The sequence below is a fragment of the Pseudomonas sp. B40(2017) genome, from assembly GCF_002112855.1.
GTDB classification, from domain to species: Bacteria; Pseudomonadota; Gammaproteobacteria; order Pseudomonadales; family Pseudomonadaceae; genus Aquipseudomonas; species Aquipseudomonas pharyngis.
The window spans coordinates 148067-160535 of record NZ_NEIT01000008.1; the positions used below are offsets into that span (position 1 = coordinate 148067).

Below are 12469 nucleotides of genomic sequence, written 5' to 3' on the forward strand. Positions count from 1 at the left end.
TTAGAATTAACGAGCAATGGGCGTCAGTCGCAGCAAATGAATCCGACGGCTGTCGGCGTTCAGGATGCGGAAACGATAGGCGCCGATTTCAGTGATTTCGTTGCGTTTTGGCAAGTGCCCGAACGCGCTCATCACCAGCCCGCCGACGGTGTCGAACTCATCGTCGGAGAATTCGCTGTCGAAGAACTCGTTGAAGTTCTCGATCGGTGTCAGGGCCTTGATCAGGAAATCACCGCTGGGCAGCGGCTTGATGTAGCTGTCTTCTTCGACGTCGTGTTCGTCTTCGATGTCGCCGACGATTTGCTCAAGCACGTCTTCGATGGTCACCAGACCGGCCACGCCGCCGTATTCGTCGATGACGATGGCCATGTGGTTGTGGTTGGCGCGGAATTCGCGCAGCAACACGTTCAGGCGCTTGGACTCCGGCACGAAGGTGGCCGGGCGCAGCAGGTCCTTGATGTTGAAGCTGTCGCCGTTCTCCTTGAGGATCAGCGGCAGCAGATCCTTGGCCAGCAGCACGCCCATTACGTCGTCATGGCTTTCGCCGATGACCGGGTAGCGCGAGTGGGCCGAGTCGACCACGGCGGGGAGGAATTCGCGGGGTGTCTGGGTCGCCTTGATGCTGATCATCTGCGAGCGCGGCACCATGATGTCGCGAACCTGCAGGTCAGCCACCTGGATGGCGCCTTCGACGATGGCCAACGCTTCGCTGTCCAGCAGTTTGTTCTGATGTGCATCGCGCAGCAGCTCAAGCAGCTCCTGGCGGTTCTTCGGCTCGTGGGCAAAAGCCTGGGTCAGTTTACCCAGCCATGACTTTTGCCCGTTGCTCGATCGATCTTCGCTCATAGCGATTACTCTGAATCCTTTGTTGTAACAGTAGGGGATGTTTCGGTTTCGTCGTCCGCGTACGGATCGGGATAACCCAATTCGGCAAGCAACTCGCGTTCCAGTGCTTCCATTTCCTCGGCTTCCTCGTCATCTATATGGTCGTAACCCAGCAGATGCAAGCAGCCGTGAATGACCAGATGTGCCCAGTGGGCCTTTAGTTCCTTGCCCTGTTCGGCGGCTTCGCGCTCGACCACGGCCACGCAGATCACCAGATCGCCCAGCAGCGGGATGTCGAGAAACTCGTCGGGCACTTCGGCGGGAAAGGACAGGACGTTGGTCGCGTAATCCTTGTGCCGCCAGGTGTGATTCAGTTCGCGGCCTTCTTCCTCGTCGACCAGACGAATGGTCATTTCCGAGTCGGCGGTGCGCTGACGCAAAGCGAGTTCGCACCATTGGCGGAATTCGGCTTCGGTCGGCGCAGACGCTTCGGTCGCGATTTGCAGGTCAAGCTCAAGCATCGTGGCGAGTGTCCTTTGGCGCTTCTTCAGCGATACGCGTCTCGAAGCGCTCGTAGGCTTCGACGATGCGTTGCACCAACGGGTGGCGCACCACGTCCTTAGGCTGGAAATGGGTGAAGCTGATGCCCGGCACATCTTTCAGGACTTCGATGACGTGATGAAGTCCGGATTTGGTGCCACGCGGCAGGTCGACCTGGGTGATGTCGCCGGTGATCACAGCTGTGGAGCCGAAACCGATCCGAGTGAGGAACATCTTCATCTGCTCGACGGTGGTGTTCTGGCTTTCATCGAGAATGATGAAGCTGTTGTTCAGCGTGCGACCGCGCATGTAGGCCAGCGGCGCAACTTCGATCACCTGACGCTCGATCAGCTTGGCCACGTATTCGAAGCCGAGCATCTCGTACAGCGCGTCGTAGAGCGGGCGCAGGTACGGGTCGATCTTCTGCGACAGGTCGCCGGGCAGGAAGCCGAGTTTTTCACCCGCTTCGACCGCCGGACGCACCAGCAGGATGCGCCGGATCTGCTCGCGCTCCAGCGCATCGACGGCGCAGGCGACAGCCAGATAGGTCTTGCCGGTACCGGCGGGGCCTATGCCGAAGTTGATGTCGTTGCCGAGGATTTCCTTCACATAGCGCAGCTGATTCAAGCCGCGTGGGCGAATCATGCCTTTCTTGGTGCGCAGGGCGACGGAGGCTTCGGCGGGGGCGGGGTTGTCCAGTTGCTCGACGGCCGATTCCTGGAGGAACAGGTGAACCGTATCCGGCGACAGCTCTGAACCCTTGGTTTCCCGGTACAGGCGGCGAATCAGGTTTTCCGCGGAAGTGGTGTGCTTGGGTTCGCCGATCAGCTCGAACTGATTGCCGCGGTTGCGGATCTCGATGGCCAGGCGCTGTTCGATCAGCCGCAAGTGCTCGTCGAACTGCCCGCACAGATTGGCGAAGCGGCGAGCCTCAAAGGGCTCGAGAATGAAACGATGTGGTTCGATGGGTGCGTTCAAGGTCGTATTTAGCCGCCCTGGGGCAATTGGGATGAATTGAAGGATAACGCCAGCGGCGTGGGTGCGAAAGCTCTTAAATGGATGAGCCTGTTCTCAAGATCCAGGCCGGTCCATTGTGGGAGCGAGCCTGCTCGCGATGGCCACGCCACGGTTGACTTGGTAAACCGCGTCATCGTTCATCGCGAGCAGGCTCGCTCCCACAGTTGAACAAAGGGTGTTACTGGATCAGCGAGCCGCGCAGCGAGTGCGGTTGCGCCGCGTCGATGTGCACGTCGGCGAACTGGCCAATCAGGGTCGGATTGTCGCAGCGGAAATTGACGATACGGTTATTCTCGGTCCGCCCTTGCAGTTCGCCCGGGTCTTTCTTCGAATAATCGGTCACCAGAATCCGCTGGATCGAACCGACCATTTGTCGGCTGATCTCGAACCCTTGCTGATTCAAACGGTGCTGCAAGGCGTTCAGGCGTTCTTTCTTCAGTTCTTCCGGGGTGTCGTCGGCCAGATCGGCGGCCGGGGTGCCCGGGCGCTGGCTGTAGACGAACGAGTAGGAAAAATCGAAACCGACGTCGGCAATCAGCTTCATGGTCTGTTCGAAGTCTTTCTCGGTTTCCCCCGGGAAGCCGACGATGAAGTCCGAGCTGATGCAGATCCCCGGTACGGCGGCGCGCAATTTGCGCAGCTTGGATTTGTACTCCAGCGCCGTGTGGTTGCGCTTCATCGCGGCCAGGATCCGGTCCGAACCCGACTGCACCGGCAAGTGCAGGTGCTTGACCAGTTCCGGCACTTCGGCGTGGGCCTGGATCAGGCTGTCGGAGAACTCCAGCGGGTGCGAAGTGGTGTAGCGAATGCGGTCGATGCCGTCGACCGCCGCGACCACGCGGATCAGTTCCGCCAGATCCGCCAGGCGACCGTCGTGGGTCAACCCGCGATAGCCGTTGACGTTCTGCCCCAGCAGGGTCACTTCACGCACACCGTTTTCGGCCAGGTGGATGATCTCGGCGATCACGTCGTCGAACGGGCGGCTGACTTCTTCGCCGCGGGTGTAAGGCACCACGCAGAACGTGCAGTACTTGCTGCAGCCTTCCATCACCGACACGTAGGCGCTGGGGCCGTCGATGCGCGGCTCGGGCAGGTGGTCGAATTTTTCGATTTCCGGGAACGAGACGTCGACTTGCGGCAGCTTGCTGATGCGCGCGGCGTCGATCATTTCCGGCAGGCGGTGCAGGGTCTGCGGGCCGAACACCACGTCGACGTACGGCGCGCGATCACGGATCGCCGCGCCTTCCTGGCTGGCCACGCAACCGCCGACGGCGATCACCATGTCCGGGTTCGCCAGTTTCAGTTCGCGCCAGCGGCCGAGCTGGGAGTACACCCGGTCCTGGGCGCGTTCGCGAATCGAGCAGGTGTTGAGCAGAATCACGTCGGCATCTTCGGCGCGCGCCGTGACTTCCAGGGCCTGGTGTTCGCCCAGCAGATCGACCATGCGCGAGCTGTCGTACTCGTTCATCTGGCAACCGTGGGTTTCGATGTAAAGCTTCTTGGCCATGGAATAGGGTCGTCACGTGGTTCAAAGAACCGCGCATTATAGGGAACATGTCCCCAGGTTCCTACCGCTGTGCGTCCGGTGGCTATGCTATAGTTTGCGCCCTCATTTTTTACCCCGATGCTGTCTGCCCGCCATGACCAAACGCGAAGCTCCAATCTACAAGGTGATTTTCCTCAACCAGGGCCAGGTGTTCGAAATGTACGCCAAACAGATCTATCAAAGTGATCTGTGGGGCTTCCTGGAAGTGGAAGAGTTCGTCTTTGGCGAGCGCACGCAAGTGGTCGTCGACCCGAGCGAAGAAAAGCTCAAGGCGCAGTTCGAAGGTGTGGTGCGCAGCTTTGTGCCGATGCACTCGATCGTGCGCATCGACGAGGTCGAGCGTCTGGGAACGCCGAAGATCAGCGAAGCCCGTGGCGGCGTTGGTAACGTGATGCCGTTTCCGATGCCGATGCCTGAGAAGTAAACCGTAAGACCGAGTCGCCTCATTCGCGAGCAAGCCCGCTCCCACAGGGGAATGCAATCCAATGTGGGAGCGGGCTTGCTCGCGAAGAGGCCAGAAAAATCTATAGAGAAATCAGGGAAGGGGCGAGAACGGCGTACGCCCGTCGGCGCTTTGCAGTTCCATCAGGTATTTACGGAAAATTTGCCCGAGCACCTGGGTCGCGGTTTCGAGATCTTCGCGGGACATTTTTTCGGAGACTTCGTCGGCGGTGTCCAGTGCATCTTCTGCGCCGTTGACCGCCGCCATCTTCAGCACAATGTACGCCTGAATGTTGTTGGCCTGCACGCCTTCGCCGTGGAAGAACATGGTGCCGAGCTTGAACTGCGCCTGGGCATGGCCCTGCAGCGAGGCCTTTTCGAAATAGCTCAGGGCTTGATTGAGGTCGCGCGGCGCATTCTTGCCGTCGTAGTAGAACTCACCCAACTCGTATTGCGCTTGCGCATCCCCTTCATCCGCTGCCTTTTGGCAGGCGGCGAGGGCCTGCGTGACATCTTGCGGCTGAGTATTGAGGGTGCAGCGACCCATCGCCGGGATCAACAACGAGTTGCCGCCTGCTTGTGCATGTGCGAGCAGCGGCTGAAGGAGCAACAGGCAGCCCAAGGCAAGGGTGCGGCCGGTGCGGTTCATGGGAATCGACTTACCTCTGAAGGGCGCGCGGACCCGTCGAGGGATCCAATAAGCGCGCATTATGAAATAAGCAGGGCCATCCTTACAAAGTCTTTACTCGATTTTCTGCTGCGCGGGAAATATATCGCCCACTTTATGGGAGATTTTTGGCAGGCGTGTCGGAAAAGGCGTGCAGATGTAGGAGAACGCTGACGCTGGCAATGGCCAACGTCAGCGGCGGGGCGTTTTACTTCAACTTGGCGAAGGCGCGTTCGGCGGCGTCAAGGGTCAGTTTCAGCTCGGCTTCGCCATGGGCGATCGAGGTGAAACCGGCTTCGAAGGCGCTCGGTGCCAGGTACACGCCACCTTCCAGCATCAGGTGGAAGAAGCGGCCGAACAGCGCTGCATCGCTGGCCATCACGTCTTCAAACGTAACAATGTCGTCGGCACCGCTGAAGTACAGACCGAACATGCCGCCCGCCTGGGTGGTCACGAACGGAATGCCGGCGGCATCGGCGCGCTGTTGCAGGCCGTCGAGCAGGCGCGTGGTGTAGTCGGTCAGCTCGGCGTGGAAGCCCGGACGGCTGATCAGGCGCAGGGTGGTCAGGCCGGCGGCCATCGCCAGCGGGTTGCCCGACAGGGTGCCTGCCTGATAGACCGGGCCCAGCGGCGCGATGCGTTCCATGATCGAGCGTTTGCCGCCGAAGCAGCCGACCGGCATGCCGCCGCCGATGATCTTGCCGAAGGTGGTCAGGTCCGGGGTCACGCCGTAGTAGGCCTGGGCACCGCCGAGGGCGACGCGGAAACCGGTCATCACTTCGTCGAAAATCAGCACCACACCGTGCTTGTCGCACAGGCTGCGCAGGCCTTCGAGGAAACCCGGCGCCGGTGGTACGCAGTTCATGTTGCCGGCCACTGGCTCGACGATGATGCACGCGACGTCCTGGCCGACTTCGGCGAGCATTTTTTCAACCGCGTCGATGTCGTTGAACGGCAGGGTCAGGGTGTGTTTGGCGAACGCTGCCGGCACTCCGGCCGAGCTTGGTACGCCTTGGGTCAGTGCGCCAGAGCCGGCCTTCACCAGCAGGCTGTCGGAGTGACCGTGGTAGCAGCCTTCGAACTTGATGATGCTGTCGCGGCCGGTGAAACCACGGGCCAGACGGATCGCGCTCATGGTCGCTTCGGTGCCGGAGCTGACCATGCGCACCATCTCCATCGACGGCACCAGCGAGCAGACCAGATCGGCCATCTCGGTTTCCATCGCGGTCGGCGCGCCGTAGGACAGGCCGTGCTGCAACTGGTTGCGCACCGCATCCAGCACGTCCGGGTGGCTGTGACCGAGGATCATCGGGCCCCACGAGCCGACGTAATCCACATAACGCTTGTCGTCTTCGTCAGTGACGTAGGCGCCTTCGGCGTGCTTGAAGAACAGCGGCGTGCCGCCAACGCTCTTGAACGCGCGCACCGGCGAGTTCACGCCACCGGGAATGTGTTTCTGGGCGTTGGCAAACAGGGTTTCGGAACGAGACATGATCGGGCTCTCAGACTTTTAGTAATTCATTGAAGGCGCGGGCGCGGCGGGTCACTTCGGCGCTGCTGTCGGCGCCGAACAGGCCATGGACCACGGCCAGCAGATCGACACCGTGGGCCACCAGTGGCGCGGCGTTGTCGAGGGTGATGCCGCCGATCGCGCAGATCGGCAGGTGCAGGGTGCGTTTGGCCTCGTCGAGCAGATCGAGGCTGCAACTCGGTGCACCGGGTTTGGTACTGGAGTTGAAAAAACGACCGAAGGCGACGTAACTCGCGCCTTCCCTGGCGGCCTGTTCGGCCAGTTCCAGCTGCGCGTGGCAGGTCGAACCGATGATCGCCTTGGAGCCGAGCAGGGCGCGGGTCGGCGACAGCGGGCCGTCGGTCTGGCCCAGGTGCACGCCGACGTTCAGGCGCGCGGCCAGTTCGGCGTCATCGTTGATGATCAATTGCGTCTTGTAGCGCTCGCACAGATCGCGCAGGGCTTCGGCCTCACGCAGACGGCGAGCCTCGTCGCTGCTCTTGTCGCGGTATTGCAGCAGGGTGACGCCGCCTTCCAGCGCCGCCTCCACGTAGGACAGAAACTTGCCGGCCAGCAACTGGCTGTCGGTGATGGCATACAGGCCACGTAGTTTCATCGCGCAGACCTCAGGCTCGGAACATCAGGAACAGAAATCCAGCGGCAGACGACGCGGCACGAACTGGCCTTTGCCCAGCTGTTCGGCATCGCGCAGGGTGCGCCAGGTGTAATCCAGCGCAGTACGCACCGCGCTGGCGAGGTTTTCGCCCAGTGCCAGGCGGCCGGCGAGGGTGCTGGCCAGGGTGCAGCCGGAACCGTGATAGCTGCCGGGCAGGCGCTGGCACTTGAAGGTTTCGCGCAGCCCATCACGGCTGTACAGGCGGTTGTGGATTTCAGTTTCGTCGCCGTGACCGCCGGTGATCAGCAGGTTCTTGATGAATGGCAGAAGTTTTTCAGCGCACTCGTCTGCGGTGCCTTCTGGCAGTTCGGCAAGAATCCGGGCTTCGGGAAGGTTGGGGGTGGCGATGATCGATAGCGGCAGCAGGCGTTCGCGCATGGCGTAGCCGACTTCGTCCTTGCCCAGGCGTCCGCCGCCGCCGGCACGCAGCACCGGATCGCAGACCACTGGCAAGTGCGGGTGCGCCTGAAGCAGTTCGACGACGGTGTCGACCATTTCCAGGGAACCGAGCATGCCCAGTTTCACCGCCGCGACTTCGGAGTCGTTGAGCACGGCATTGGCCTGGGCCAGTACCCACTCACGGTCGAGGACGCGAAAGTCAGTGACGTTGACGGTGTCTTGCACGGTCAGGGCGGTGACGGCCGGAGCCGCATGGCAACCCTGAGCGAGCAGGGCTTCGATATCTGCCTGCAAGCCGGCGCCACCACTGGGGTCGTGGCCGGAGAGACAGAGGACAACGGGGCGTGAGCTGTAGATATTCATGGTGCGCGAGCTTACCACCAAACCTGTTTTCCGGGTGTTGTGGCGCAGTGCGCGGCCGATAACACGGGTTGCGAGATCCACAGCGCTTGCCACAATCTGACCGAGTCAACAGCTCTAGCCCGGTGTTTTGCTCTGGAACGCCCGTTCTAGAGCCTTTGTGGGAAAAATTTCCATGGTGCTCAATGGCCATCAACGGCTATGCTAGAGTGGATCCAAACCAATAACAGGTAATACCGGTTTTACGTCATCTCAAAGGGAATGGGGGGCTTCCTGACACAACCGGCCAAGCCACGCTGGGGCTTCAATGCGCTATTTGTTGATGTTGCTGTTCTGCTTGCCCCTCCTGGCAAGCGCCGTCGAGTTCGACGAGTTCACCCAGAGCCTCCCGCTGGGTCGATCCCTGCAAGTGTTCGAAGACCCGAGCGGTCAGGCGAGCATTGCCGACGTCCGCGCGCAAGCCGCCGCCGGAAACTTCAAACCCCATGACAAAGCCACGCTCAATGCCGGTTATTCGCGCTCGGCGTTCTGGCTGAAGATCGACCTGCATTACCGCCCGACCAACCCGTCGGCGCAGCGCAGCTGGCTGCTGGAACTGGCGTATCCGCCGCTCGATCATCTGGACCTGTATCTGCCCGATGCCGCCGGCGACTACCGTCTGGTGCGGCAGACCGGGGACGCCTTGCCGTTCGCCAGTCGCGAGATCCGCCAGAACAATTACCTGTTCGACCTGGCGTTCAAGCCGGATCAGCAACGAACCGTTTACCTGCGGTTGTCCAGCGAAGGCTCGATCCAGGCGCCGGTAACGTTGTGGTCGAGCACCGCGTACCTCGAAGACCAGCCGGTGCGCCTGTACGTGCTGGGGATCATTTATGGCGTGCTGCTGGGGATGCTGGTCTACAACCTGTTCATCTACCTCAGCGTGCGCGACACCAGTTACCTCTATTACATCTTCTATATCGCCTCGTTCGGCCTTTATCAGCTGTCGGTCAACGGCGCGGCGGTCGAGTATTTCTGGCCGGACAACCCATGGTGGGCCAACGCCGCCACGCCGTTCTTCATCGGATGTGCGGGGTTGTTCGGCAGCCAGTTCGCCCGCAGTTTCCTGCAGACGAAGAACCACAGCCGTTGGCTCGATCGTCTGTTGATCGCCCTGATTGTTTTTGGCGCCGTGGTGATCGGTCTGTCGTTGATGACCAGTTATGGCCTGGCCCTGCGTCTGGCGACGACCCTGGCCCTGACCTTCACCGTGGTGATCTTTGCTGCCGGGATCCTGGCCTGGTGGCGTGGCCTGCGGGTGGCGCGTTACTTCATCATTGCCTGGTCGGCGTTCCTGATCGGCGGCATCGTCAACACCATGATGGTGCTGGGCTTGCTGCCCAACGTGTTCCTGACCATGTACGCCAGCCAGATCGGTTCGGCCATCGAAGTGGCGCTGCTGTCGCTGGCGCTGGCCGACCGCATCAACGCCATGCGCGAACAACAGGCGCAGACCCTGTTCGACGCCGGCCAGAAACTTGAAGTGCTGAACCAGCAACTGGCCCACAGCAACAAGCTCAAGGACGAATTCCTCGCGACCCTCACTCACGAACTGCGCACGCCGATGAACGGGGTGATCGGTTCGCTGGAGCTGATGCAGACCGTCGAACTCGATCCGGAACTGGAGCAATACCAGCAGACCGCCGCCGGTTCGGCCCGGGACATGATGCGCATGGTCAACGGCATCCTGACCCTGACCGAATTGCAGGCCGGCAAGCTCAAGGCCACGCCGGGCAGTTTCAGCCTGCGCGGGGTGGTCGAGGCGTTGCGGATTCAGTTCGATGGCAATGCTTCGAGCAAGTCGCTGGACTTCAAGGTCGACGTGCTGCCGACCCTGCCGGATCGCCTGCATGGCGACAGCGCCAAACTCGCGCAATGCCTGGAATGCCTGCTGGACAACGCGATCAAGTTCACCCGCGTCGGCGGCCTCGCCTTGCGGGTCACCGGCAAACCGTCGACGGACAATCGCCTGGCGCTGTCCTTCGCGGTGATCGATACCGGCATCGGTTTTACCGATCTGGGCGAGGCGACGATGTATCAGCGGTTCTTCCAGCTCGACGGCTCGATGACCCGCGAATATGGCGGGCTGGGCGTCGGTCTGGCGATCTGCCGTCAATTGGTGGAATTGCTCGGTGGCAAGCTCACACACCGCTCCGAACCGGGGAGTGGCAGCCGCTTTCAACTGGATGTCGAGTTTGAGTTGCCGGAAGTGGAAGCCGTGCCCGCGTTCAGCCGCGACACCGTGCGTGCGCCGCAGGATTGCACCGTGTTGCTGGTGGACGACAACAGCGTCAACCAATTGGTGATGCGAGGCATGTTGCTCAAGCTGGGTTTCCGCGTGCGCACCGTCGACCAAGGCACGGCGGCGCTCGACTGCTTGCAGCGCGAGCGTTTCGATGCCGTGCTGATCGATTGCCAGTTGCCGCCGCTGGATGGAGCATCGCTGTGTTGCCAGATTCGTGACCTGCCGGGATGCGCTCATCTGCCGGTGTTCATGATCGCGCTGGGGGCGGATCGCGAGCATTGTGCCTCCGGTGGCTCGATCGATTATCTGAGCAAACCGGTGAAATTCGAGGATCTGCAGGTGGCGATGCAGCGGCGGGTGTTGAGTTGCTGATAGGGTGAAAGCGCCGGTATTTAGGCCGATATGACACTTTGATCGGTTCCGGGGCGGTGCTTAACTGAAGCTCTGGCCGATCAAGGAGCCCCGTCATGAACCTGCATCAGTTCGCCGAAACCCACGAAGTCACCAACCAGCCACCATCGCTCGACGGCACCAACCTGTACCGCATCGACCTGCCGTTGCAGGAGTGGTCGCAGCGGTTCGGCGCCGGTTGGGCCGAGTCGCGGATCGACGCTTACGGCGCCTTGGCCGGCGGCCCGTTGATGGAGGCCGGGTTCCTCGCCAATCAAAACAAACCGGTGTTCGCCAGCCATGACCGCTACGGTCATCGCATCGACCTGGTGGAGTTTCATCCGGCGTATCACGAGCTGATGCGCACCGCTATCGAACATGGCTTGACCTCGCTGCCCTGGGCTCATCCACAGGATGGCGCCCATGTCGCCCGCGCCTCCATGACCTACCTGCACAGCCAGGCCGAGGCCGGCAGCGGTTGCCCGCTGACCATGACCTTCGCCAGTGTGCCGGCGATGCGTTTGCAGCCGAATCTGGCCGAACAGTGGCTGCCGAAAATCCTTGCCACCGAATACGACCCGCGCAATGTCGGCATGGCCCACAAGGCTGGTGTAACCATCGGCATGGCGATGACCGAGAAGCAGGGTGGCACCGACGTGCGCGCCAACACCACCAAGGCTTATCCGGTCGGCGCCAGTGGCCCGGGCCAGGCTTATGAACTGGTGGGGCACAAGTGGTTCTGCTCCGCGCCGATGTGTGATGCGTTCCTGACGCTGGCGCAGACCGACAAGGGCCTGAGCTGTTTCCTGCTGCCGCGCCATCGTCCGGACGACACGCGCAACCAGTTCTACATCCAGCGTCTGAAAAACAAACTCGGCAACCAGTCCAACGCTTCCAGCGAAGTGGAGTTCCGTGGTGCGTTGGCGTGGATGGTCGGCGAGGAAGGACGCGGGGTGCCGACCATCATCGAGATGGTGGCGATGACCCGTTTCGACTGCATGGTCGGCTCCAGTTCGCTGATGCGTCAGGCGCTGACCCAGGCCAGTCATCACTGCGCCCATCGCAAGGTCGGCGGCAAACTGCTCAGCGAACAACCGCTGATGCAGAACGTGCTGGCCGATCTGGCGCTGGAAAGCGAAGCCGCGCTGGCTCTGAGCCTGCGCATGGGCAAGGCGCTGGATCATCTGGACGACGGCCATGAAGCGCAGTTCGCCCGGTTGGTGACAGCGGTGGGCAAATACTGGATCTGCAAACGTGCGCCGGGGATGATCAACGAAGCCGCCGAGTGTATGGGCGGCGCCGGGTATGTCGAAGACAGCATTCTGCCGCGTCTGTACCGCGAAGCGCCGGTGAACTCGACGTGGGAAGGCTCCGGCAACGTGCAATGCCTCGACGTGCTGCGCGCCTTGTCGAAAGAGCCGGGCGTGCTCGATGTGTTGTTCAGCGAGTTGGGCGACGGCCATGGAGACAAGCGTCTGGCCGCGCACATTCAGCAATTGCAGGTGCAGTTCAAGGACACCAGTGACATTCAGTACCGCGCTCGGCAATTGACCGAAGACATCGCTTTGGGACTGCAAGCCAAGCTGCTGCTGGAGGCCGGGAATTCGGCGGTCAGCGATGCTTTTATCGCCAGTCGCCTGAGCGGTGGCGGCCGGGTCTACGGCGCGTTGCCGCGCGGGCTGGATGTCGAGGCCATCGTCGCTCGCTCGACACCGCAGGGTTTCTGAAGCAAATCTCCCACACACTGCAAAACCCTGTGGGAGCTGGCTTGCCCGCGATGACGGCCTGTCAGTCAACATCGATGTTGAATGTGA

The 12469-nt window shown here is 61.5% G+C and carries 11 protein-coding genes; 3 read left to right on the plus strand and 8 right to left on the minus strand.

Translation table 11 applies throughout. The annotated features are described in order from the left end of the window. Window positions 1-6: 6 nt before the first annotated feature. The 4 genes from CAF76_RS23400 to miaB form a co-directional block, all read right to left on the minus strand. Complete coding sequence (locus CAF76_RS23400) at window positions 7-846, minus strand: HlyC/CorC family transporter (RefSeq protein ID WP_007909641.1); 840 nt, start codon at window positions 844-846, stop codon at window positions 7-9. A gap of 5 nt (window positions 847-851) precedes the next feature. Then, window positions 852-1346, minus strand: coding sequence for an rRNA maturation RNase YbeY (ybeY, locus tag CAF76_RS23405; RefSeq protein WP_007958682.1), 495 nt, complete (start codon window positions 1344-1346; stop codon window positions 852-854). After that, entirely contained in the window at window positions 1339-2343 is a 1005-nt protein-coding gene (locus CAF76_RS23410; RefSeq protein WP_064599656.1) for a PhoH family protein, read from the minus strand. Before CAF76_RS23410 ends, ybeY begins: the two co-directional genes overlap by 8 nt. Window positions 2344-2560: 217 nt before the next feature. Continuing rightward, window positions 2561-3889: a tRNA (N6-isopentenyl adenosine(37)-C2)-methylthiotransferase MiaB gene (miaB, locus tag CAF76_RS23415; protein WP_064382169.1), complete on the minus strand. Its 1329-nt coding sequence runs from the start codon at window positions 3887-3889 to the stop codon at window positions 2561-2563. Between the two features lie 133 nt (window positions 3890-4022). Here miaB and CAF76_RS23420 point away from each other — a divergent pair, with 133 nt between their 5' ends. Beyond that, window positions 4023-4352: a DUF1820 family protein gene (locus CAF76_RS23420; protein ID WP_027617776.1), complete on the plus strand. Its 330-nt coding sequence runs from the start codon at window positions 4023-4025 to the stop codon at window positions 4350-4352. Between the two features lie 111 nt (window positions 4353-4463). Here the strand turns inward: CAF76_RS23420 and CAF76_RS23425 are convergent, their stop codons facing one another. The 4 genes from CAF76_RS23425 to CAF76_RS23440 all read right to left on the minus strand — a co-directional run bounded on the left by CAF76_RS23425 (window position 4464) and on the right by CAF76_RS23440 (window position 7984). After that, the gene (locus CAF76_RS23425; protein ID WP_003228518.1) at window positions 4464-5018 is read right to left on the minus strand and encodes a tetratricopeptide repeat protein; all 555 of its coding nucleotides are present in this window, start codon (window positions 5016-5018) and stop codon (window positions 4464-4466) included. Between the two features lie 226 nt (window positions 5019-5244). Further along, a complete protein-coding gene (gene hemL, locus CAF76_RS23430; protein WP_064599654.1) occupies window positions 5245-6528 on the minus strand; it encodes a glutamate-1-semialdehyde 2,1-aminomutase in 1284 nt (427 codons plus the stop codon). Between the two features lie 10 nt (window positions 6529-6538). Next, complete coding sequence (gene thiE, locus CAF76_RS23435; RefSeq protein WP_085648690.1) at window positions 6539-7162, minus strand: thiamine phosphate synthase; 624 nt, start codon at window positions 7160-7162, stop codon at window positions 6539-6541. Window positions 7163-7186: 24 nt separating this feature from the next. Further along, window positions 7187-7984, minus strand: coding sequence for a hydroxymethylpyrimidine/phosphomethylpyrimidine kinase (locus CAF76_RS23440; RefSeq protein ID WP_039771996.1), 798 nt, complete (start codon window positions 7982-7984; stop codon window positions 7187-7189). 304 nt (window positions 7985-8288) lie between these two features. Between CAF76_RS23440 and CAF76_RS23445 the strand changes: the two genes are divergently transcribed. Beyond that, the gene (locus CAF76_RS23445) at window positions 8289-10637 is read left to right on the plus strand and encodes a hybrid sensor histidine kinase/response regulator (RefSeq protein ID WP_085648691.1); all 2349 of its coding nucleotides are present in this window, start codon (window positions 8289-8291) and stop codon (window positions 10635-10637) included. A gap of 95 nt (window positions 10638-10732) precedes the next feature. Further along, window positions 10733-12382 carry an acyl-CoA dehydrogenase family protein gene (locus tag CAF76_RS23450; protein WP_085648692.1) on the plus strand — a complete coding sequence of 550 codons (1650 nt, stop codon included), beginning with the start codon at window positions 10733-10735 and terminating at the stop codon, window positions 12380-12382. The last annotated feature ends 87 nt before the right edge of the window (window positions 12383-12469 follow it).